The following is a 21,833-nucleotide window of genomic DNA, read 5'->3' on the forward strand; positions in this document are numbered from 1 at the left end:
TGCTCCCACGGAGGGCCGCCACAATGGCTCTACTGGTTAGTCGTCGAAATCCTGCCAGCCACCCATCTCTTTCCACCGGTTGACGATGCCGCAGAACAGCTCGGCGGTCTTCTCGGTGTCGTAGCGGGCCGAGTGGGCTTCACGGCCATCGAAATCGATGTCAGCCGCCTGGCACGCCTTGGCCAGGACGGTCTGGCCGTACGCCAGGCCAGCCAGGGTCGCGGTGTCGAAGCTGGAGAACGGGTGGAACGGGTTGCGCTTCATGTCCAGGCGCGCGACGGCGGCGTTGAGGAAGCCCAGGTCGAAGCTGCTGTTGTGGCCGACCAGGATCGCTCGCTTGCAACCGTTGGCCTTGAGCGCCTTGCGCACGCCACGGAAGATGTCGGTCAGGGCCGTTTCTTCGCTGACTGCCATGCGCAACGGGTGATCGAGCTTGATCCCGGTGAACTCCAGGGCCGCCGCTTCGACGTTGGCGCCTTCGAACGGTTCGACACGGAAGAAGTAGGTGTGGTCAGGGAACACAAAGCCTTTTTCGTCCATGCCGATGGTGGTCGCCGCGATTTCCAGCAAGGCGTCGGTGGCGGAGTTGAAACCGCCGGTTTCTACGTCGACGACAACCGGCAGATAGCCACGGAACCGAGCAGCCATGGGGTGACGGGCGCCGCCCGAACCACCGTTGCCGTCCAGTTCGTCGTCGAAATGATCTTCACTCACGCGTTTTCCTCCAGCAGGCGCCAGCGCAGTTTTTCACCGGCGCGCAGCGGGATGACAGCCAGGTCGCCGAAAGGCAGGCTGGCGGGGGCGGTCCACTCATCGCGGACCAGGGTAATACGATCGGTGTTCACCGGCAGGCCATAGAAACGCGGGCCATGCAGGCTGGCGAAACCTTCGAGTTTGTCCAGCGCGTTGCGCTGTTCGAACGCCTCGGCGTACATCTCGATGGCGGCATAGGCGGTGTAGCAGCCGGCGCAACCGCAGGCCGCTTCCTTGGCGTGCTGGGCGTGGGGGGCCGAGTCGGTGCCAAGGAAAAACTTGGCGCTGCCGCTGGTGGCGGCGTCCAGCAAGGCTTCCTGGTGGGTATTGCGCTTGAGGATCGGCAGGCAATAGAAGTGCGGCCGGATCCCGCCCACCAGCATGTGGTTGCGGTTGTACAGCAGGTGATGGGCGGTAATGGTCGCGCCGACGTTGGCCGGTGCCTCGTTGACGAACTGCACGGCATCGCCGGTGGTGATGTGTTCGAACACCACCTTGAGCGTCGGGAAACGCTCCACGACGCGGCGCATGTGCTCGTCGATGAAGATTTTCTCGCGGTCGAACACGTCGACGTCGCCCCGGGTGACTTCACCATGGATCAACAACGGCATGCCGACTTCGGCCATGGCCTCCAGCGCCGGGAAAATCTTGTCGATGCTGGTGACGCCGGAGTCGGAGTTGGTGGTGGCACCGGCCGGGTACAGCTTGGCGGCATGGACGAAGCCGCTGGCCTTGGCCTCGCGGATCTCTTCGGGCTGGGTGCGGTCGGTGAGGTAAAGCACCATCAACGGTTCGAAGCGGCTGCCAGCCGGGCGTGCGGCGAGGATGCGCTGGCGATAGCCGTCGGCCTCGGCGGCGTTGCGCACTGGCGGAACCAGGTTAGGCATGATGATTGCGCGCCCGAAGGTGCGCGCGACATCGGCGACGGTATGGGTCAACACAGCACCATCGCGAAGATGAATATGCCAGTCGTCGGGACGCAGCAGGGTCAGGCGGTCGGACATTGGGGGGCTTCCAGGCGGGTCAAACTGTGGGAATGCTACCGGAAAAGACCGATTCAGGCACCCGCTATCAAGTTCTGCCGCAACTTACCGATAGCTCCTACAGGTGTGCCACGAATCCGTGCAGTGCGCCGGACAGGCGTCATGCCTCCAGCATGCGTCGATCTTTGTATAAAAGTCAGTGGAGCCTCCCGTGCGCCAGCGTTATCTAGCCTTGCTCAGTGTGTTTGCCAGCCTTCCCGCCATGGCGCTCACTTTCCAGACCCGTCTGGAGAGCATTGAGTGGACGGTCGAAGGCGACAAGTTCGAGTGCCGGCTGAGCCAGCCGATCACTGATTTTGGCAGTGGCGAATTCGTGCGCCGGGCGGGCGAACAGGCGACGTTTCGCCTCAAGACCTATAACCCGATGCTTGGTGGCGGTTCGGCAACCTTGCTGGCGGCCGCCGCACCGTGGCAGCCGGGGCGGGGCGATATCAACCTGGGCTCGGTCAGCATCGGCAGCGGCGACGTACTGTTCAACAGCTCCCAGGTCCAGGCTGGCCGCTTGATCAGTGGGCTGATGGAAGGTCGCAGCCCCGTGGTGCGCCGCAACACCGAGGACGGGCGAGTCTCGGAAGTCCGTCTGCTGCCGGTGCGTTTCAGCAAGGCCTTCAACGACTATCAAGGCTGCGTGGCAAAACTGTTGCCAAAGAATTTCGAGCAGGTGAAGCAGACACAGATCGGCTTCCCCGGCGAAGCTGTCGAACTCGATGCCCATGCCAAAGCGCAGTTGCAGGTGATGCTCGACTTCATCAAGGCCGACCCCAGCGTCAATCATGTCGAGCTTGACGGCCACTCCGACAACAGCGGCAACCGCCTGACCAACCGTGAGCTGTCACGCCGCCGGGCCCTGGCGGTCCAGGACTTCTTCAAGGCCAATGGCTTCCAGGAGTCGCAGATTACCCTGCGCTTCCACGGCGAGCGTTATCCCCTGGTGCCCAACACCAACGCCGCCAACCGAGCCAAGAACCGTCGCGTAGTCGTGCGCCTGGAGCGCGTGGCGCCGACCGAAGCGCCGGCACCGCAGGCACCCGCCGCGCAGCCCGCGCCCACTGCCGCGCCTGCCAAGGCTCCGGCGCCAACCGCAGCGCCGGCCAAGGCGCCCGCTGGGGCTACGGCACGAACGTCCTGAGTCGATTTTGACCGTCGCACGCTCGACATAATCTGTCGCTTCGTCGTCATAAGCTGTCGCGCCCCTGTAAATTATCCGCGCTGGACGTTAGACTTCCCGGCTTTCCGTACAACCCGTGGAGTGATGGCATGGCGGACATAAACAAGGTCGTTCTGGCGTATTCCGGCGGCCTGGACACTTCGGTGATCCTCAAGTGGCTGCAGGACACTTATAACTGCGAAGTGGTGACCTTCACCGCTGACCTGGGGCAGGGCGAAGAAGTCGAGCCTGCACGCGCCAAGGCCCAGGCCATGGGCGTCAAAGAGATCTACATCGATGACCTGCGCGAAGAGTTCGTCCGCGATTTCGTGTTCCCGATGTTCCGCGCCAACACCGTTTACGAAGGCGAGTACCTGCTGGGTACCTCCATCGCCCGTCCGTTGATCGCCAAGCGCCTGATCGAAATCGCCAACGAAACCGGTGCCGATGCCATTTCCCATGGCGCCACCGGCAAAGGCAACGACCAGGTGCGTTTCGAGCTGGGTGCCTATGCCCTCAAGCCGGGCGTGAAAGTCATTGCCCCGTGGCGTGAATGGGACTTGCTGTCCCGTGAAAAACTGATGGACTACGCCGAGAAGCACGCGATTCCGATCGAGCGCCACGGCAAAAAGAAATCCCCGTACTCGATGGATGCCAACCTGCTGCACATCTCCTATGAAGGCGGCGTGCTGGAAGACACCTGGACCGAGCACGAAGAAGACATGTGGCGCTGGACCGTCTCCCCGGAGAAGGCTCCTGATACCCCGCAATACCTGGAATTGACCTATCGCAACGGCGATATCGTCGCTCTGGACGGCGTTGAGATGAGCCCGGCCACCGTGCTGGCGACCCTGAACCGCATCGGTGGCGAACACGGCATCGGTCGTCTGGACATCGTCGAAAACCGTTATGTGGGCATGAAGTCCCGCGGTTGCTACGAAACCCCAGGCGGCACCATCATGCTGCGCGCCCACCGGGCGATCGAGTCGATCACCCTGGACCGCGAAGTGGCTCACCTCAAAGACGAGTTGATGCCCAAGTACGCCAGCCTGATCTACACCGGCTACTGGTGGAGCCCGGAGCGTCTGATGCTGCAACAGATGATCGACGCCTCCCAGGCTCACGTGAATGGCGTGGTCCGCCTGAAGCTGTACAAAGGCAACGTGATCGTCACCGGGCGCAAGTCCGACGAATCGCTGTTCGATGCCAACATCGCGACCTTCGAAGAAGACGGCGGTGCCTACAACCAGGCTGACGCGGCTGGCTTCATCAAGCTCAACGCCCTGCGCATGCGCATCGCGGCGAACAAGGGTCGCAAGTTGTTCTGACCCTGTTGACATGAAAGCGGCCTGCCATGAGCAGGCCGTTTTTTTTGCCCTTTTTTTGTGTGACCCTTGCTGCGGCGCTGCCCTCGGTCGCTCATTCATCCTGCCCTTGCGTTGTCAGGCCTGCGTTGCTGTAGATGACGTACACGACGATGCTGGCTTGCTTCAAATGTCTTGATCGACGGGGTTCGATTGGGCGTTTCGATTGGCTGCATACGATACAAAGGCTGTCTGGTTCGCGCCTGCGTCGATGAAGACGTATGACCAGCCGTTCCTTGACGTCCTCCGCCCGACGTAGCTGTCGTTTGCGTCGACAGGGCGAATCATCCATGGTCTTTATGAAATGTTTGCTCTTGCGAAAATCCGAAGGCGAATACAAGGAGCGATAATTGAAGTTGAGCGTTATGAAAAAAAGCAGCAATAGATAAAAAGGAAAGCTGATCAGGAACCAGAGATAGTATTCACGATCCTGGTCATCCAGAAAGGGCAGGGAAATCGCTGCGGAAGTTTCGGATAAAGTTGCGAATATGGCGATGAGGGTCATGGGGTTGGTTATGGTCTTCAACGGTTTGTTCATGGTTAATGCTCATGGAATACTTGTGCTCGGAGAGTGAGTTGGAAAGTGGCAGTCCATGCCTGATGAAATATAGGCGAAGGCGCAATGGCCGGCCATGTTGAATATTAGGCGTCTGAGTGTGTTTTATATATGAATTTCCCTTCCTTAAGTGAGTGGAAGTCAGTTTTAACAGTAAATAATTCAGTTACTTTCTATGAATAAAGCGCTTTTCAGTGGGCTGCCTGCAGGTGGGTATGGCGGTGAAAGAGCGCATTGTTCATAGGGTTTCGGGATTGTTAAGAACGGCCATTCCTTCTCTTTAAAAAAATCCATGACACATTTTTTTTGCGGCGATTTGTAGGAATATTCTGTATAGCTTGTAGGTTCTGTCTCTCGATGCGAGCGTTCAGGGGGGGGCAGCATGCCAAGGTAGAAATGACTAGGCTATTGTGCGTGCTCTAAAAATTCGAACAGCGAAGTTGGATTTGCCCATGAATAAAGTGCTGATCGTGGATGATCATCCCGTCATTCGTCTTGCTGTACGTTTGCTGATGGAGCGTCATGGTTATGAAGTCGTTGCCGAAACCGATAATGGCGTCGATGCGTTACAGTTTGCTCGCGAACTTATGCCCGATATTGTCATTCTCGATATCGGTATTCCGAAGCTGGACGGATTGGAAGTCATCGCTCGCCTGACGGCCATTCCTTCACCCATGAAAGTGTTGGTGCTGACTTCCCAGGCACCGGGACATTTTTCGATGCGTTGCATGCAGACGGGGGCGGCCGGGTATGTATGCAAGCAACAGGATCTCACCGAGTTACTGAGTGCAATCAAGGCGGTACTTTCCGGTTACAGTTACTTTCCCAACCAGGCATTGCATACGGTGCGGTCGAGTCTGGGTAATGCCAGTGAGTCCGATATGGTCGATCGATTATCGGGGCGGGAAATGATGGTCTTGCAGCAACTGGCGCGCGGAAAGACCAACAAGGAGATCGCCGATGGAATGTTCTTGAGCAACAAGACCGTCAGTACCTACAAGACGCGCCTGTTATTGAAGCTCAATGCCCGTTCGCTGGTCGACCTGATCGAACTGGCGCAGCGCAATGGCTTGGTGTGAGTTTTCGGGTCACGCGTACTCAGTAAAAAGCCTCCATCAGGGAGGCTTTTACGTGTCAGAGGTCAAAGTCATAATCGGCCAGTTGTTTCTGCAGGCGACGCTCTTCCAGCAGGTTATCAATGGTGCGGCGCTTGCTCAGGTTGGTTTTCGCCACTTCCACGACCACAGGTTCGACGTCGTCGGCTTCAGCGGCGATGAATTCGTCTTCTACATCCAGTTGTTCTTTGCCAGCACTCATGGGTTCGACTCCAGGCTAAGACTGCCATTGGCGCTCCTTATATCGATAAACCACGGGCGGGTAAAAAAGATTTTTTCAATCGATGGATCGATAAAAGCAATAGCGTCTCAATCGTCGGAGGTCTTGTGCTTGTATTCGCATAAATCTTCGATTCGGCAGCTGCCGCAGCGAGGCTTGCGCGCCAGGCAAACGTAACGCCCGTGAAGGATGAGCCAGTGATGGGAGTCCAGCAGGAATTCCTTGGGAACAAATTTCATCAATTTCTTCTCGACCTCCACCACGTTTTTGCCGGGGGCCAGCCCGGTGCGGTTGCTGACGCGGAAAATGTGGGTATCGACCGCCATGGTCAACTGCCGAAACGCGGTATTGAGCACGACGTTGGCGGTTTTGCGGCCGACCCCCGGAAGGGCTTCCAGCGCTTCGCGAGTCTGCGGGACTTCACTGCCGTGGCGCTCGATCAGCAGGCGGCAGGTCTCGATCACGTTCTTGGCCTTGCTGTTGAACAGGCCGATGGTCTTGATGTATTCGGACAGTCCTTCGACGCCCAGGGCATAGATGGCCTCCGGCGTATTGGCCACCGGGAACAGTTTGGCCGTGGCTTTGTTGACGCCGACGTCGGTGGACTGGGCTGACAGGATGACCGCGATCAGCAACTCGAACGGCGAGGAATAGGCCAGTTCGGTTTTCGGTTCCGGGTTGTCCTCGTGAAGGCGACGAAATATTTCCAGGCGTTTTGCGGCGTTCATGGGCGCGGCGTTTCCTCAACGGATGAATGGGGTTTGGCGGCCGTCCAGGCCTGTCGAGCCGCCAACAACAGCCCGAGCAGAATGAACCCGCCGGGGGCGAGCAAGGCCAGGGGCAGGCCGCTGCCGATCAGCCCACGCACGGCACCGAGGCTGATCATCAAGAGGCCAAACAGCCCGGCCAGCCTGAGGCGTCCGTGCCAGCGGGATTCAACGAAGAAACCCTCATGCTCCAGCGCGACGCAGCTCAGGGCGATCCAGCCAGCGTAAAGGTTCAACGGTCGATACAATTCCAGCACCCAGGCCTGGGCGACAAGGCCAATGCAGGTGGTCAGGGTAGCGGCCAATACGATGGCGGCGAGCAGCCGTTGACAGGCTGTCAGGCGTTGCCGGACAAGCCCCATTGCCAAGCCATGGCTGAAAAGAACCACGGCCCAGGCGAGCCATAACCCCAGCGCGCCAACCAGCGAGTCGCTTGCGCCGACCAATGGGACGAGCAGCAGGCCGTGTGTCAGTCCCCATGGCTTATTCATTGGCTGCCACCCCCATCAACTGGGCCTTGTGCTCGTCGAAGTAACGCAGCGCATCGTGAACAGCCTGGAGCACTGCCCGGGACGTCACTGTCGCGCCTGCCAGTTGATCGAACTGGCCCTGGTCCTTTTTCAAGGCCCAGCCGCTGTCATCAGGCGCCTGGCGTGATTTACCCGTGAAGGTCTGCAACCAGGCGTTCGGCCAGCCGGCAATCGCTGCGCCCAATCCGGGTGTCTCGGATTGACGCAGGGTCTTGACGCCCAGCAACCGGCCCTGTGGATCGATGGCGACCAGCAATTCGATGCTGCCTTCATAGCCCAGCGCCTGGCTACGCAGCAGCACGGCGCTGGGTTGGCCGCCGCGAGTCGCCAGGTAGCCGCCCAACAGCGTGCTATGGGCCAGGGGCACCGAGGCTGTGACAACGGGCTGCGTCAACGGCTGGTTATCATAGTGGTCGGTGGGCAGCACCTCGAGCAAGGCCCTGTTCGCCAGTGCTTGCTGCTGGGTCTCGATACGCCCGGCGGTGCCGAGGTGCGTGAGGTAAGTGGCACCGATACCCAGGCCGATCAACAAGGTCAGGATTGCCACGCCGAGGGGATTGTTCATGTCAGCGGCCGCCGTTGTCGCGCCTCGGCAAACCGCTCCAGTGCCGGCACGCCGAGGTTCATCAGCAACACCGCGAACGCCACGCCGTCGGGGTAGCCACCCCAGGTGCGTATCAGATAGACCAGCAGTCCCATGCCCGCGCCAAACAGCAGGCGGGCGAGAGGGGCCTTGGCACCCGAGACCGGTTCGGTCGCGATAAAAAACGCGCCGAGCATGGTTGCGCCGCTGAACAGATGAAACAGCGGCGAGCCATGGGAGTCGGAACCCGAACCGTTCCAGCACAGCAGGCTGACGGCGGACAGGCTCACCAGCATGCCCACGGGTGCATGCCAACTGAACACCCGTTGCTGCAGCAGAAACAGACCGCCCGCCAGGAAGGCCAGGTTGACCCATTCGACACCCCGGCCACCGAAACGCCCGAACGCAGGATCGTTGGCGAACAGTTCATCGACGGTCAGGCTCGTGTTGATTCGCAGGCTGTCCAGTGCGGTCGCCCCGGCCCAGGCATCGGGCGCCGGATGAGCGCCGAATACCTGCTGCAAGCCTTCAGACAGGCCCATGCCGTGGAGCGCCGGCCAGTGACTCATCTGGGAAGGAAACGCCACCAGTACCAGGGCGTACCCGAGCATTGCCGGGTTGAACGGGTTGCTGCCGACGCCGCCCCACAGGTGCTTGCCCAACAGCAAGGCGCAGGCGGCCGCCGTGACGGTCAGCCACCAGGGGCAATAGGCCGGCAAGGCCAGGGCCAGCAGCGTGGCACTGACCAGCGCACTGCCATCGTTCAGGTCGGGCTTGAGTGGCCGGCGTCGCAAGCGCAGCACCAACGCTTCGACCGCCAGCGCAGTGGCGCCGGACAACAGCAGGTTGAGCGCCACGCCCCAGCCATGGAACCACAGCAACGCCAGCACGCCGGGCAGCGTCGCCAGCAACACTCGCGTCATCGCCTGGCGCAGCCGTTCGTCCGCTGGCTCAAGAGGCGGCATGGGCGTCCACCTGGCGTTCGGCATCCTTCACCGCGTGTTCCAATGCCTGCAGTTGTTCATCCGATGCCGTAGCTGCGCGGGCTTTGCTGAGTTCGGCGCGGCGCATCGCCAGTTGGATCTTGGCTCGCTTCAGCTCGGCGTTTTGCGTCGGTGCAGGGGCTGGCGCGGCCGCGGGTGCGGGTGCGGGTGCGGCATTTTCCAGTTGGCTCAGGGCCTGTTCGGCCGCTTCGAACTGGCGTTGCAGCACGATCAGTTGCGATTGCTGCTCAAAGGTTGGCGGGTGGCCGAACGCTTTCAAGGATTTGTTCAGCTGTGCCCGGCTCATGGCCAGGTCGACCTTGGCTTTTTTCAAGGCTGCATCGGCCGTGGCGGCTTTTTGCGCGCGAACGCGCTCCAGTGCGGCTTGTACGGGATCGAGTGCCGGGTCCTGGGTTTGGGCCTGGGCCTGGGCCGCCCGTTGGGTTCGAGCCAGGCGTTCGGCCTGGCGCTGTTCTTCTTCGCGGCGCAGGCGCGCATTGCGTTGTTCGAAGCGGCGCCGGGCATGATTGCGCTTGGCGGTTCGCGCCAGTTGTTCTTCGACGCTGAAGGCCAGGCCGCCGACGATCGGCAGCACGTTTGCCGTCGGCAGCGGGTGCATTTCAATGCAATCGACCGGGCAGGGCGCCACGCACAGATCGCAGCCTGTGCATTCGTCGATGAGGATGGTGTGCATCAGCTTGGCGGCGCCGACAATCGCGTCCACCGGACAGGCCTGGATGCACTTGGTGCAACCGATGCATTCGGCTTCACGGATAAAGGCGACTTGCGCCGGGGCCACGCCGCGGCTGGTGTCCAGCTCCACCACCGGTATTTTCATCAGCTCGGCCAGGGCGGCGATGGTTTCGCGCCCCCCGGGCGGACATTTGTTTATCGGCTCGCCCTGGGCGATGCCTTCGGCGTAGGGCTTGCACCCGGGGTGGCCGCACTTGCCGCATTGGGTCTGCGGCAGCAGGGCGTCGATACGTTGAATCAGGCTCATGTTTTGACCAGCCCGCGCAATCCGAGAAAGGCCACCGCCATCAGTCCGGCGCTGATCAACTGAATCGGCAGGCCCCGAAAGGGCAGGGGAATATCGTTATTGAAGGTGCGCTGGCGCAGATCGTCGAACAGGCTCAGCACCAGCCAGAACCCCAGTCCGGCACCCAGGCTCAGGGCGATGGCGTAGCCCAGGTCTCGGTTATGCTGGCCGTTGAGCAGCGTGACGCCAAGTATGCCGGCATTGCCGAGCAACAGCGGCCACAACCCCTCGAACGGCATTGTCGGCCGCCAGCGGGCCAGCAGGCGCAGCAAGGGGCCGATCAGCAATACGCTCAAGGACAGCCAGGCCAACAGGCGCAGCGAGACCAGGTTGGTCGGCACCAGCAGCCCATGATCGATCAGGTAGCCCAGGGTGCCGACGATCAGCATCAGGCATGCCGTCGCCAGGCCCAGGGCGTGTACCTGCTTCCTGCCGTTGACCGCCAGCAGCGGATCGACGCCCAGCGGCCAGTGCAACACCAGGTTGTTGATCAGGGCAGCGCTGAACAGCGTGAGGACGATTTCGGTCATGGGTGTGTTGGCGACAAAGGGCCTGTTACAAGATTAGGCATTATCCGGCACGCCGGGGGCGTGGGCCAGATATGAAAATCCCACAGCCACCTGCAAGGCGACTGTGGGATCGGTGCAGCAAGCGGTCGCGTTACTTGATCCGCTGGCCCGGCTTGGCGCCGCTGTCAGGGCTCAACAGGTAGATTTCCTCGCCGCCGGGGCCTGCCGCCATCACCATGCCTTCGGAGATGCCAAAGCGCATTTTGCGTGGCTTGAGGTTGGCGATCATCATCGTCAACCGGCCTTCGAGCTTGGCCGGGTCCGGGTAGGCACTCTTGATGCCGGAGAACACGTTGCGTTGCTCGTCGCCGATGTCCAGGGTCAGGCGCAGCAGCTTGTCGGCGCCTTCGACGGCCTCGGCCTTGACGATCAGCGCCACGCGCAGGTCAATGGCGGCAAAGGCGTCGAAGTCGATTTCCGGCGACAGCGGGTCCTTGGCCAGTTCGCCGTTCCCGGCAGGCGCGCCGGTGTCGGTCTGGCTGGCGGCCAGGTCTTCCTTGGAGGCGTCGGTCATGGCTTGCACCTTGGTCGCGTCGATACGGGTCATCAACGGCTTGAACTCGTTCAACTGATGGTTGCTCAGCAGCGTCTGGTGATCGCTCCAGGTCAGCGGTGCGACGTTGAGGAACGCCTCGGCATCGGCGGCCAGTAGCGGCAGCACCGGCTTGAGGAAAATCACCAGTTGGCGGAACAGGTTGATGCCCAGGGCGCAGATCGCCTGGACTTCGTCCTGCTTGCCTTCCTGCTTGGCCAGGGACCAGGGCGCCTTGTCGGCGATCCAGGCATTGGCGCGGTCGGCCAGGGCCATGATTTCGCGCATGGCACGGGCGAAGTCGCGGGACTCGTAGGCGTCGGCGATGCTTGGCGCGGCCGCCAGGAAGGCGTCGGTCAGTTCCGGCGCGGCATTGCCGGCGACCAGGACCCCGGCGTTGCCCTTGTGGATGAACCCGGCGCAGCGGCTGGCAATGTTGACGACCTTGCCCACCAGGTCGGAGTTGACCTTCTGCACGAAGTCTTCGAGGTTCAGGTCCAGGTCGTCGACGCCGCGGCCGAGCTTGGCCGCGTAGTAGTAGCGCAGGTATTCCGGGGACAGGTGGTCCAGGTAGGTCCGGGCCTTGATAAAGGTGCCACGGGACTTGGACATTTTCTGGCCGTTGACGGTCAGGTAGCCGTGGACGTTGATGCCGGTCGGCTTGCGGAAGCCGGCGCCTTCGAGCATGGCGGGCCAGAACAGCGCGTGGAAGTTCACGATGTCCTTGCCGATGAAGTGATACAGCTCGGCGGTGGAGTCCTTGCCCCAGAACGCGTCGAAGTCCAGCTCCGGCGTGCGGTTGCAGAGGTTCTTGAAACTCGCCATGTAGCCGATCGGAGCGTCCAGCCAGACGTAGAAATACTTGCCGGGCTCGTCGGGGATCTCGAAGCCGAAGTACGGCGCATCGCGGGAAATGTCCCACTGTTGCAGGCCGGCATCGAGCCATTCGGCGATCTTGTTGGCGACGGCGTCCTGCAGGGTGCCGCTGCGGGTCCAGGCTTGCAGCATCTGCTGGAAGTCCGGCAGCTTGAAGAAGAAGTGCTGGGAGTCCTTGAGCACCGGCGTCGCCCCGGAAATCGCCGATTTCGGGTCTTTCAGGTCGGTCGGTGCGTAGGTGGCGCCGCATTTTTCGCAGTTATCGCCGTACTGGTCTTCAGTGCCGCATTTCGGGCAGGTGCCCTTGATGAAGCGGTCGGCCAGGAACATTTTCTTTTCCGGGTCGAAATACTGGGTGATCGAACGGGTGGCGATGTGCCCGGCGTCACGCAGCTTCAGGTAGATCTGGCTCGACAGCTCACGGTTTTCTTCGGCGTGAGTGGAGTGGAAGTTGTCGAAGTCCACCAGGAACTCGGCAAAGTCGGCGCTGTGTTCAGCCTGGACGTTGGCGATCAGTTGTTCCGGGGTGATGCCTTCCTTTTCTGCGCGCAGCATGATGGCCGAACCGTGGGCGTCGTCGGCGCAGACATAAATGCATTGGTTGCCGCGATGCTTCTGGAAGCGCACCCACATATCGGTCTGGATGTACTCCAGCATATGGCCGAGGTGAATCGAACCATTGGCATAGGGCAGGGCGCTGGTGACGAGGATCTTGCGTGGCTCGGACATGGGGCTCGGCTACTTGATGAAACGGAGGTCGGCCACTATAAAGCGCTGGCGGCTTTTTTTCACCCTTCGGGGCTGTTTACGGATGCATTGCCGGGAGCGGCGCAAGGATCAAGCCAGGCACAACTTGCGGCGAGGGGATTGTGGGAGCAAAGCTTGCTCGCGAAACAGGCGCCTCGATTTCTGAAAGACCGCATCGACCGCATCGCGGGCAAGCCCTGCTCCCACACAGCGGAAGCATTCGTCGCCCTTAATCGGGTCGCCACAAAAGCATGCGCGGCGTAGGATAGCGGCCTGTTTTCAAGTCTTGCTATCGGAGTTGCCCATGAGCGCCGTCAATCGCGCAGCGGTGGAAGCCGTCCTTCGCCAGTACACCGACCCTTACCTGAACCAGGACCCGGTCAGCGCCGGATGCGTGCGCGCCATCGACATCCAGGGCGATCGCGTCAGTGTCCAGCTGGAAATCGGCTATGCCGCCGACCTGTTCAAGAGCGGCTGGGCGCAGATGCTGCAAATGGCGATCGAGGCCCTGGACGGGGTGAGCGCCGCCAAAGTCGACGTCACCAGTGTGATCGCCGCCCACAAGGCCCAGGCGCAGGTGCCGGGGCTGGCGAACGTCAAGAACGTGATCGCCGTGGCCTCGGGCAAGGGCGGCGTGGGCAAGTCCACCACCGCGGCCAACCTGGCCCTGGCCCTGGCCCGTGAAGGGGCGAAGGTCGGGATTCTCGATGCAGACATCTACGGTCCGAGCCAAGGCATCATGTTCGGTGTTGCCGAAGGCACCCGGCCGCAGGTCAAGGACCAGAAGTGGTTCGTGCCGATCCAGTCCCATGGCGTGGAAGTCATGTCCATGGCCTTCCTGACCGACGACAACACGCCGATGGTCTGGCGCGGGCCGATGGTTTCCGGCGCCTTGCTGCAACTGGTCACGCAAACCGCGTGGGGCGACCTGGATTACCTGGTGATCGACATGCCTCCGGGCACCGGCGATATCCAGCTGACCCTGGCGCAGAAAGTCCCGGTGGCCGGTGCGGTGATCGTCACCACGCCTCAAGACCTGGCCTTGCTGGACGCACGCAAGGGCGTGGAAATGTTCCGCAAGGTCAACATCCCGGTGCTGGGCGTGGTGGAGAACATGGCCGTGCACATCTGCTCGAACTGCGGGCATGCCGAGCACCTGTTCGGCGAAGGTGGCGGGGAAAAACTGGCGACCCAGTACGGCGTCGAATTGCTGGCTTCGCTGCCGCTGTCGATGCTGATCCGCGAACAGGCCGACGGCGGCAAGCCGACGGTCATCGCCGAACCGGACAGCCAGATCGCCATGGTCTATCAGGAACTGGCCCGCCACGTGGGCGCGCGGATCGTGTTGCAAGAGGCTGCGTCACCGGCGATGCCGAACATCACCATGAGCGACGATTGATCGGCTGAAATGCGATCCATTGTGTGAGCAAGCCTGTGGGAGCACAGCTTGCTCGCGATAGCGGTTTTAAAGCCAGCAGATGTGTTGTATGTGACGCCCTCATCGCGAGCAAGCTGTGCTCCCACAAGCGCTCCCACATTGATTGTGTGCAGATTCTTAGATCCGCAACCCGCCATCCATCTCCAGGATCCGACCGGTGTAGTAGTCGTTCTCGAAGATATACGCCGCCGAATGAGCAATTTCCTCAGGCTTGCCCATACGCTTGAGCGGAATCCCCGAGGTCATTTTTTCCAGGGCCTCGGGCTTCATGCCCAGGGTCATCTCGGTTTCGATGAAACCCGGTGCGATGCCAGCGACACGGATGCCGTAGCGTGCCAGTTCCTTGGCCCAGGTCACGGTGGCGGCGGCCACACCAGCCTTGGCGGCCGAGTAGTTGGTCTGGCCGACGTTGCCGGCGCGGGAGATCGACGAGATATTGATGATGGCGCCGCTGTTCTTCAGCTCGACCATTTTCGCCGCCACTTCACGGGTGCACAGGAATACACCTGTGAGGTTGACGTCGATCACGGCCTGCCACTGGGCCAGGCTCATCTTGGTCATTTCACCGTCCTTGACCTTGAGCAGCAGGCCATCGCGCAGGATCCCGGCGTTGTTGATCAGGCCGTGGATCGCGCCGAAGTCCTCGGCGACCCGGGCGACCATGTCGCTGACCTGCTCCTCATTGGCCACGTTGCACAGGTACGCCCGGGCTTCGACGCCCTTGGCTACACACGCGGCAACCGCCTGGTCGAGTTTTTCCTGGTTGAGGTCCACCAGGGCGAGCTTCGCGCCTTTGCCCGCGAGATACTCGGCCATGGAGCGGCCCAGACCCTGGCAACCGCCGGTGATAATGATTACTTTGTCAGTGAGTTGCATGCTCATGTCCAGGTGGCGCAGCGGTGAAGGGGGAGACTTTTTGGGACGTCTCTCGATTTGCGACGGTGTAGCCCGGTTGCACACGAGAACTGTCCTGTCGGTGTCCCGGAACATTACTCCAGTCGCCTGACCGTTTTCTAGACGGATTTTATTAAAGGAGTCATAAATTGAGCGTTGAAGCTGCCAAGCATGCCCGGGAACTGCTGCTCAAGGAGTACCGTGGAGTACTCTCCACTCATTCCAAATCCATGCCCGGCTTTCCGTTCGGCTCCGTGGTGCCCTATTGCCTGGACGAACAAGGTCGGCCACTGATCCTGATCAGCCGTATCGCCCAGCACACCCACAATCTGCAGAAAGACCCCAAGTGTTCGATGCTGGTGGGCGAGCGGGGCGCCGAGGATGTGCAGGCCGTGGGGCGCCTGACCTACCTGGCCGAGGCCCGCAAACTCGAAGACAGCGCCGCCATCGAGGCTGCCGCTGAGCGTTACTACCGCTATTTCCCTGACTCGCAGAACTACCACAAGGCCCATGATTTCGACTTCTGGGTGCTCGAGCCGGTGCGCCATCGCTACATCGGCGGCTTTGGCGCCATCCACTGGATCGACCAGCTCACCCTGGCCAATCCCTTCGCCGGCAAAGCCGAAGCCAGCATGGTCGAGCACATGAATGCCGATCACGCCAAGGCCATCGCCCATTACGTGGAATTGACCGGCCTGCCGAAAAGCGAACCGGCACAACTGGCGGGTATCGACAGCGAGGGCATGCACTTGCGTATTGGCCTGGGCCTGCACTGGCTGGGGTTTCCAACGCCTTGCAACACCCCGACACAAGTGCGCGAAGCCTTGGTTTATCTGGCTCACGCCGAGCAATGGCCGAAAAATGCCGAGGTCGACGCTTGAATTCACGAAAGGGCGACGTCATTTAGAGTTTCATAGCAAGGTATTCTTGCGTTGAGGAACCATTTGATGCGCCCTTTTTTATTGCTCTTTCTGCTGTTCCCGGTGTTGGAGCTGTTCGTATTCGTCAAGGTCAGCGGTGCGATCGGGTTTTTCCCGGCCCTGCTGCTGGTCATTCTCGGCTCGATGCTCGGCGTGTTCGTGCTGCGTATCGCCGGCCTCGCCACGGCATTGCGTGCCCGTGAAAGCCTGAACCGCGGCGAGCTGCCCGCCCAGACCATGCTCGAAGGCCTGATGCTGGCCCTGGGTGGCGGTCTGTTGATCCTGCCAGGCTTTATCAGCGACGTGCTGGGCCTGGTCATGCTGTTGCCGTTCACCCGTCGGCTGCTGGCCAATAAAATGCGCCAGCGCGCCGAAGAGCAGGCGATTCGTCAGCGCGCTTTCGCCGATGACCTCCAGCCTCGTGGCGGTCCGGCTCCGCGAGAGCCTGTGGGCCGTGAGCCCAACGTGATCGAAGGCGAATTCGAACACCGCGATTCCAAGTAAAACCATCAGCACGGCGCCTTCGGGCGCCGTGCTCGTTTTGATGGCATGGAGTAAAAAATTTTCTGTCCCTGCCCTTGTAATCCACTTGTGCGCCCTTATGTAACGGTCACCGCAAGGTTTCCGGTGGTGACACCGGACAGACTTCCGCGGTTCGACTGACGAACCGCACCCGGCTCCGCCGGCTTTGTTAAACCCGCCGGGACTACACCGGCCGATGAAAACCAAAAATTAGGAGAGATCGACAATGAAGCTTCGTCCTCTGCATGACCGCGTCGTCATCCGTCGCAGCGAAGAAGAGAAGAAAACCGCTGGCGGTATCGTCCTGCCAGGTTCGGCTGCTGAAAAAGCCAACCACGGTGAAGTTCTCGCTGTAGGCCCAGGCAAGGCACTGGAAAACGGCGAAGTACGTGCGCTGGCCGTGAAAGTGGGTGACAAGGTTGTGTTCGGCCCTTACTCCGGCAGCAACACAGTGAAAGTCGACGGCGAAGACCTGCTGGTAATGAGCGAGAACGAAATCCTCGCTGTCCTCGAAGGCTGATTCCCCCGCCCATTTTCCCGTTACTACAAAGTATTTAAGGAATATCGATCATGGCTGCTAAAGAAGTTAAATTCGGCGATTCCGCCCGCAAAAAAATGCTCGCCGGTGTCAACGTCCTGGCTGACGCAGTAAAAGCGACCCTCGGCCCGAAAGGCCGTAACGTGATCATCGAGAAGAGCTTCGGCGCTCCGACCATCACCAAGGACGGCGTTTCCGTAGCCAAAGAAATCGAGCTGAAAGACCGCTTCGAAAACATGGGCGCGCAACTGGTCAAAGACGTTGCCTCCCGTGCCAACGATGACGCCGGCGACGGCACCACCACCGCTACCGTCCTGGCTCAATCGATCGTCAACGAAGGCCTGAAAGCCGTCGCTGCCGGCATGAACCCGATGGACCTCAAGCGCGGCATCGACAAGGCGACCATCGCCATTGTCAAAGAGCTCAAAGCCCTGTCCAAGCCATGCGCTGACACCAAGGCAATCGCTCAGGTCGGCACCATCTCCGCCAACTCCGACAACTCCATCGGCGACATCATTGCCGAAGCCATGGAAAAAGTTGGTAAAGAAGGCGTGATCACTGTTGAAGAAGGCTCGGGCCTGGAAAACGAACTGTCGGTTGTAGAAGGCATGCAGTTCGACCGTGGCTACCTGTCCCCGTACTTCGTCAACAAGCCAGAGACCATGACTGCCGAGCTCGACGGTCCGCTGATCCTGCTGGTCGACAAGAAGATCTCCAACATCCGCGAAATGCTGCCAGTGCTGGAAGCCGTTGCCAAAGCCGGCCGCCCACTGCTGATCGTGGCTGAAGACGTTGAAGGCGAAGCCCTGGCGACCCTGGTTGTGAACAACATGCGCGGCATCGTTAAAGTCGCAGCCGTCAAGGCTCCAGGCTTCGGCGACCGCCGCAAGGCCATGCTGCAGGACATCGCCGTACTGACCGGCGGTACCGTTATCTCCGAAGAGATCGGCCTGAGCCTGGAAAGCACCACCCTGGAGCACCTGGGTAACGCCAAGCGCGTGATCCTGTCCAAGGAAAACACCACCGTGATCGACGGTGCCGGCGTCGAGACTGACATCCAGGCTCGCGTTCTGCAGATCCGTCAGCAAGTGGCCGACACTTCGTCCGACTACGACCGTGAAAAACTGCAAGAGCGCCTGGCCAAGCTGTCCGGCGGCGTTGCAGTGATCAAGGTTGGCGCCGGTTCCGAAGTTGAAATGAAAGAGAAGAAAGCCCGCGTTGAAGACGCCCTGCACGCTACCCGTGCAGCCGTCGAAGAAGGCGTGGTACCTGGCGGCGGCGTGGCACTGGTTCGCGCTCTGCAGGCTATCTCCGAGCTGAAAGGCGACAACGATGACCAGAACGTGGGCATCCAGTTGCTGCGTCGCGCTGTAGAAGCCCCGCTGCGCCAGATCGTTGCCAACTCCGGCGACGAGCCAAGCGTTGTGGTCGACAAGGTCAAGCAGGGTACGGGTAACTACGGTTACAACGCTGCTACCGGCGAATACGGCGACATGATCGAAATGGGTATCCTGGACCCAGCCAAAGTGACTCGTTCGGCTCTGCAAGCGGCTTCGTCGATTGCCAGCCTGATGATCACCACCGAGGCGATGATCGCTGAAATCAAGGAAGACGCTCCAGCTGGCGGCGGTATGCCAGACATGGGCGGCATGGGTGGCATGGGCGGCATGATGTAAGCCAGCCTTACCCCTGTAGCGAAAAACCCCGCCTGCGAAAGCAGGCGGGGTTTTTTATTGCCTTGAGTTTATCCCGGCATTGAGCTGGACCCAGCTGTCTCTGTGGGAGCAAGCTTTACTCCCACAGGGTTTGTCCGGGGCGTTGTCAGGCGTTGGAAGGCTGGCTCAACGCCACGCGATCAGTCATGACGGCCGGTCGGTACAGGATGTAGTAGTAGCACCCCAGGCAGATCAGCCAACAGAACACCGCGGTCCACACGTTGTGGGAAAAGAAGTGCGCCCCTTGCATCATCCGCCCCAAGGAGAACACCGTTCCCAACGTGAAGGCGAATATCAGAGCCTGGCGGGCCAGGCGTGGGCGGCGGTCGCGCAGGACGAAGAACAGCGCAAACAACGTGAACCCGGTGGCGGCGTGACCGCCGGGCCAGCATCGACCGGGTTTGTCCGTGGCCGGGCGCGGGCTTAGCAGTTCGCTATAGGTTTCCTTGCCGCCGAATTCCTTCAGGCTCCAGGGGCATTGCACCGCTGTCACCGCTTTCATCGGCGTGACGAAGGACGTCGCCAGTGCCAGGGACAGCACCAGGCAGCCCAATTCCCGCTTGAACGGTTTGAGCCGGGTGATGAAGAACGAGCTGATGAATCCCAGGACCGCCAGCACGGAGAACACGATGACCACCTCTTTGGCTCGATCGTGCAGGATGTCTTCCAGGAAAAAGCTGTGGCGTCCGATGAAGTAGCCGGCGGCCGGATCATAAAACAGCCGGGCCAAATCCATGTCCAGGTCGGTCCACTCCAGCAAAACCAGAGTGATTGCCGCAGCGATGGGAGCTGTGAGGCACAACCAGAAGTTTAGCGGGCGAGGGGTAGGGCGTAGAGCGCTTGATTGCATGACGGATCCAGGACCAAGAAATCGCCCCAGGGCATCAGCCTGGGGCAGTTCGATTAACGTTCGCTGACTTGCTCGGCCCCCTCCTTGGGTGCTTCCCAGCCAAGCAGCTGTTGCTTGAAGCCATAACTGGCGGTTTGGTAATACGTGATGGCGCGGCTGATCAGCGGGTCTTCGCTGTTCGCCCTGGATTCGCGACTTTCGGTCAGTGCATCGTCATGCCGTCGCAGGCCTTGGCGTGGACTGAGGATTGCCAGATCCTTGCCGTCGAACAGGCCCAGGTGCTGATAATTACCTACAACGACGCGGGGCGGCAACGGGTTGTTCTGCAGCAGGTCGCGACCAAAGAACGTCGACTGGTAATCCATGTTCAGCAAACCGAGCAAGGTGGGGGCGAGGTCGATCTGACTGGCAAGTTGGGCGCTTTCTCGTGGTTCGATCAGCTTCGGCGAGTAGATGAACAACGGGATCTGGTAATTGCTGATCGGCAGGTCTTCCTTGCCAGCGCTGCCGGCGGTGTGGTCAGCGACGAAAACGAAGAGGGTGTTATCGAACCACGGTTTCTGCCGTGCTTGCTCCAGAAACTGACCAATGGCGTAGTCGGTATATTTTACTGCCCCATCCCGGCCGTTGCCGGACTTGATGTCGATCCGGTCATCTGGATAGGTGTAGGGGCGGTGGTTGGAGGTCGTCATCAACTGCAATAAAAATGGTTGCTGTTTGGCGTAATTGACATCGGCCAACTTCAACGTCTGTTTGTACAGGTCCTCATCGGCCATGCCCCAAGCATTCTTGAAGTGGATCTCGGATTCATCGACGCTGGTTTGATCGACGACCCGATAGCCGTTGCCGCTGAAAAACGCGTTCATGTTATCGAAGTAACCGCGCCCACCATAGACAAACACGCTGTCGTAGCCGACCGAGTTCAACTGCTGGCCAAGGCTGGCGAAGCCGCTTTCCCGGCCAATGCGCTTGACGATCGAGCGCCCCGGGGTAGGCGGAATAGCCAGGGTGATGGCTTCCAGGCCTCGATCGGTGCGGGTGCCTGTGGCGTAGAAGTTATTGAAATACAGGCTCTGTTTGCGCAGGGCGTCCAGGTTGGGCGTCAAGTTGCGTTGATCACCGTTGCTGCCCAGGTATTTGGCGCTGAGGCTTTCGATGGTCACCAGCACGATGTTCGGTTTACGGGCGGTGCCGGGGCTGTCGATCATTCGACGGATATCTTGTGGATCCTCACCGATGAAGCGTGCATTGGGCCCGCTCAGTTCTGCACGTATCTGCTGGGCGACGGTCGCCGGGGGCAGGCTGCTGTAGAACTGTCCGTAGTCCAATTCGTTATTACGAAACGCCGCGAAAAACTGATACGGACCGTTGCTCGCCAGTTCGTTCTGGTAGGCATTGCCACCCTGGGCGCGGGGCGCATCCTGGCTGAGCCATTGCAGGCTCAGGCCAGCGATAGCCAACAGGCCGAATGCATTGAGCAGGCGTCCGCGCAAGGGGGGCAATGGGGCGGCCAGCGCGGCATTGAACGGTTTACCCAACGCCAGGCTCAAGCCCACGGCCAGTACCGCAAGAGTCGTCAACAGGGGGCCGATTGGATACGATTCCAGCACGTTGTTCAGCACTTCATCGGAATAGACCAGGTAGTCGACGGCGATGAAGTTGAAACGCACGCCGAACTCATCCCAGAACAGCCATTCGGCGACCGAGGTGAACAGCATGACGAACACGCTGACCGTCAGCAGCCCCCGAAGAAACCAGCGGTGACCGCGACGGTGCCATAGGGCTGGAGGGCAAAGCAGCAGATACAGCCCCATCGGCAAGATTGCATAGGCGAGGAACCCCAGGTCATACAGCAGCCCGGTGCCAAACACGGAAAGCGCGATGCCTCCGGCCTCATCCAGGTGAGTGAGCAGCAGAACGGTTCGGGTCAGGAAAAACACTGCCAGCCAGATGCTGGTGATCAGCAGCAGAAAGCGCATGGGCGCTGCTTTGATAAAGTCCATTTACTACTTTCCTTATATATCAATCCGATAGCGCGAGAGTCTTGCTACCTCACTGTAGTCAGGTTGTGAACCGATAGTGAAAAAACCATTAAAAGCTGATGTACGGTAGGCGTCGATTTTCCGCAGCCT

Annotated in this window: 21 protein-coding genes and 1 pseudogene; 8 read left to right on the forward strand and 14 right to left on the reverse strand. The window is 60.4% G+C overall.

Annotated features, from left to right (window positions below; genetic code table 11):
- Nucleotides 1–36: 36 nt before the first annotated feature.
- Complete coding sequence (rnt, locus tag AB4O22_RS02925; protein WP_003204947.1) at nucleotides 37–714, reverse strand: ribonuclease T; 678 nt, start codon at nucleotides 712–714, stop codon at nucleotides 37–39.
- Nucleotides 711–1,757 carry a dihydroorotase gene (gene pyrC / locus AB4O22_RS02930; protein WP_003204946.1) on the reverse strand — a complete coding sequence of 349 codons (1,047 nt, stop codon included), beginning with the start codon at nucleotides 1,755–1,757 and terminating at the stop codon, nucleotides 711–713. The genes rnt and pyrC overlap by 4 nt, the downstream gene beginning before the upstream one ends.
- 190 nt (nucleotides 1,758–1,947) lie before the next feature.
- Between pyrC and AB4O22_RS02935 the strand changes: the two genes are divergently transcribed.
- Nucleotides 1,948–2,925: a flagellar protein MotY gene (locus AB4O22_RS02935; RefSeq protein WP_460095850.1), complete on the forward strand. Its 978-nt coding sequence runs from the start codon at nucleotides 1,948–1,950 to the stop codon at nucleotides 2,923–2,925.
- A 128-nt stretch (nucleotides 2,926–3,053) separates the two neighbouring features.
- Nucleotides 3,054–4,271, forward strand: a complete 1,218-nt coding sequence (locus AB4O22_RS02940; RefSeq protein ID WP_460095851.1) for an argininosuccinate synthase — start codon at nucleotides 3,054–3,056, stop codon at nucleotides 4,269–4,271.
- A 316-nt stretch (nucleotides 4,272–4,587) separates the two neighbouring features.
- Here the strand turns inward: AB4O22_RS02940 and AB4O22_RS02945 are convergent.
- A pseudogene (locus AB4O22_RS02945) lies at nucleotides 4,588–4,845 on the reverse strand (hypothetical protein); the annotation flags it as partial.
- A 470-nt stretch (nucleotides 4,846–5,315) separates the two neighbouring features.
- Between AB4O22_RS02945 and AB4O22_RS02950 the strand changes: the two are divergent.
- Nucleotides 5,316–5,942, forward strand: a complete 627-nt coding sequence (locus AB4O22_RS02950; protein WP_003204939.1) for a response regulator transcription factor — start codon at nucleotides 5,316–5,318, stop codon at nucleotides 5,940–5,942.
- A gap of 55 nt (nucleotides 5,943–5,997) precedes the next feature.
- Here the strand turns inward: AB4O22_RS02950 and AB4O22_RS02955 are convergent, their stop codons facing one another.
- The 8 genes from AB4O22_RS02955 to metG all read right to left on the reverse strand — a co-directional run bounded on the left by AB4O22_RS02955 (nucleotide 5,998) and on the right by metG (nucleotide 12,806).
- Complete coding sequence (locus AB4O22_RS02955) at nucleotides 5,998–6,180, reverse strand: PA3496 family putative envelope integrity protein (RefSeq protein WP_003204937.1); 183 nt, start codon at nucleotides 6,178–6,180, stop codon at nucleotides 5,998–6,000.
- 107 nt (nucleotides 6,181–6,287) lie between these two features.
- Nucleotides 6,288–6,926 (reverse strand): endonuclease III, encoded by a 639-nt coding sequence (gene nth, locus AB4O22_RS02960; protein ID WP_003204935.1) that lies wholly within the window; start codon nucleotides 6,924–6,926, stop codon nucleotides 6,288–6,290.
- Nucleotides 6,923–7,456 (reverse strand): Rnf-Nqr domain containing protein, encoded by a 534-nt coding sequence (locus AB4O22_RS02965; RefSeq protein ID WP_460095852.1) that lies wholly within the window; start codon nucleotides 7,454–7,456, stop codon nucleotides 6,923–6,925. The genes nth and AB4O22_RS02965 overlap by 4 nt, the downstream gene beginning before the upstream one ends.
- A complete protein-coding gene (locus AB4O22_RS02970; protein WP_003204931.1) occupies nucleotides 7,449–8,060 on the reverse strand; it encodes an RnfABCDGE type electron transport complex subunit G in 612 nt (203 codons plus the stop codon). Before AB4O22_RS02970 ends, AB4O22_RS02965 begins: the two co-directional genes overlap by 8 nt.
- Nucleotides 8,057–9,043, reverse strand: a complete 987-nt coding sequence (locus tag AB4O22_RS02975) for an RnfABCDGE type electron transport complex subunit D (protein WP_003204928.1) — start codon at nucleotides 9,041–9,043, stop codon at nucleotides 8,057–8,059. Before AB4O22_RS02975 ends, AB4O22_RS02970 begins: the two co-directional genes overlap by 4 nt.
- Nucleotides 9,030–10,061, reverse strand: coding sequence for an electron transport complex subunit RsxB (gene rsxB / locus AB4O22_RS02980; RefSeq protein ID WP_043042810.1), 1,032 nt, complete (start codon nucleotides 10,059–10,061; stop codon nucleotides 9,030–9,032). The genes AB4O22_RS02975 and rsxB overlap by 14 nt, the downstream gene beginning before the upstream one ends.
- On the reverse strand, nucleotides 10,058–10,630 hold the full coding sequence (locus AB4O22_RS02985) for an Rnf-Nqr domain containing protein (RefSeq protein WP_028237357.1): 573 nt from the start codon (nucleotides 10,628–10,630) through the stop codon (nucleotides 10,058–10,060). The genes rsxB and AB4O22_RS02985 overlap by 4 nt, the downstream gene beginning before the upstream one ends.
- A gap of 130 nt (nucleotides 10,631–10,760) precedes the next feature.
- A complete protein-coding gene (gene metG, locus AB4O22_RS02990) occupies nucleotides 10,761–12,806 on the reverse strand; it encodes a methionine--tRNA ligase (RefSeq protein WP_223472696.1) in 2,046 nt (681 codons plus the stop codon).
- Nucleotides 12,807–13,128: 322 nt separating this feature from the next.
- Here metG and apbC point away from each other — a divergent pair, with 322 nt between their 5' ends.
- Nucleotides 13,129–14,223, forward strand: coding sequence for an iron-sulfur cluster carrier protein ApbC (gene apbC, locus AB4O22_RS02995; RefSeq protein ID WP_223472695.1), 1,095 nt, complete (start codon nucleotides 13,129–13,131; stop codon nucleotides 14,221–14,223).
- A 156-nt stretch (nucleotides 14,224–14,379) separates the two neighbouring features.
- Here apbC and AB4O22_RS03000 read toward each other — a convergent pair whose 3' ends face one another.
- Entirely contained in the window at nucleotides 14,380–15,138 is a 759-nt protein-coding gene (locus tag AB4O22_RS03000; protein ID WP_003204919.1) for an SDR family oxidoreductase, read from the reverse strand.
- Between the two features lie 167 nt (nucleotides 15,139–15,305).
- Here AB4O22_RS03000 and AB4O22_RS03005 point away from each other — a divergent pair, with 167 nt between their 5' ends.
- The 4 genes from AB4O22_RS03005 (at nucleotide 15,306) to groL (ending at nucleotide 18,812) form a co-directional block, all read left to right on the forward strand.
- Nucleotides 15,306–16,037: a HugZ family pyridoxamine 5'-phosphate oxidase gene (locus tag AB4O22_RS03005; protein WP_223472694.1), complete on the forward strand. Its 732-nt coding sequence runs from the start codon at nucleotides 15,306–15,308 to the stop codon at nucleotides 16,035–16,037.
- A 66-nt stretch (nucleotides 16,038–16,103) separates the two neighbouring features.
- Nucleotides 16,104–16,580, forward strand: coding sequence for an FxsA family protein (locus AB4O22_RS03010; RefSeq protein ID WP_013694095.1), 477 nt, complete (start codon nucleotides 16,104–16,106; stop codon nucleotides 16,578–16,580).
- A gap of 244 nt (nucleotides 16,581–16,824) precedes the next feature.
- On the forward strand, nucleotides 16,825–17,118 hold the full coding sequence (locus tag AB4O22_RS03015) for a co-chaperone GroES (protein ID WP_003204913.1): 294 nt from the start codon (nucleotides 16,825–16,827) through the stop codon (nucleotides 17,116–17,118).
- A 50-nt stretch (nucleotides 17,119–17,168) separates the two neighbouring features.
- The gene (groL, locus tag AB4O22_RS03020; RefSeq protein WP_003204912.1) at nucleotides 17,169–18,812 is read left to right on the forward strand and encodes a chaperonin GroEL; all 1,644 of its coding nucleotides are present in this window, start codon (nucleotides 17,169–17,171) and stop codon (nucleotides 18,810–18,812) included.
- Between the two features lie 145 nt (nucleotides 18,813–18,957).
- Here groL and AB4O22_RS03025 read toward each other — a convergent pair whose 3' ends face one another.
- Both AB4O22_RS03025 and AB4O22_RS03030 read right to left on the reverse strand, forming a co-directional pair.
- The gene (locus tag AB4O22_RS03025) at nucleotides 18,958–19,701 is read right to left on the reverse strand and encodes a phosphatase PAP2 family protein (RefSeq protein ID WP_460095853.1); all 744 of its coding nucleotides are present in this window, start codon (nucleotides 19,699–19,701) and stop codon (nucleotides 18,958–18,960) included.
- Nucleotides 19,702–19,754: 53 nt separating this feature from the next.
- Nucleotides 19,755–21,704, reverse strand: coding sequence for an LTA synthase family protein (locus AB4O22_RS03030; protein ID WP_460106711.1), 1,950 nt, complete (start codon nucleotides 21,702–21,704; stop codon nucleotides 19,755–19,757).
- Between the last annotated feature and the right edge of the window lie 129 nt (nucleotides 21,705–21,833).

The organism is Pseudomonas sp. S3_B11 (assembly GCF_054667715.1).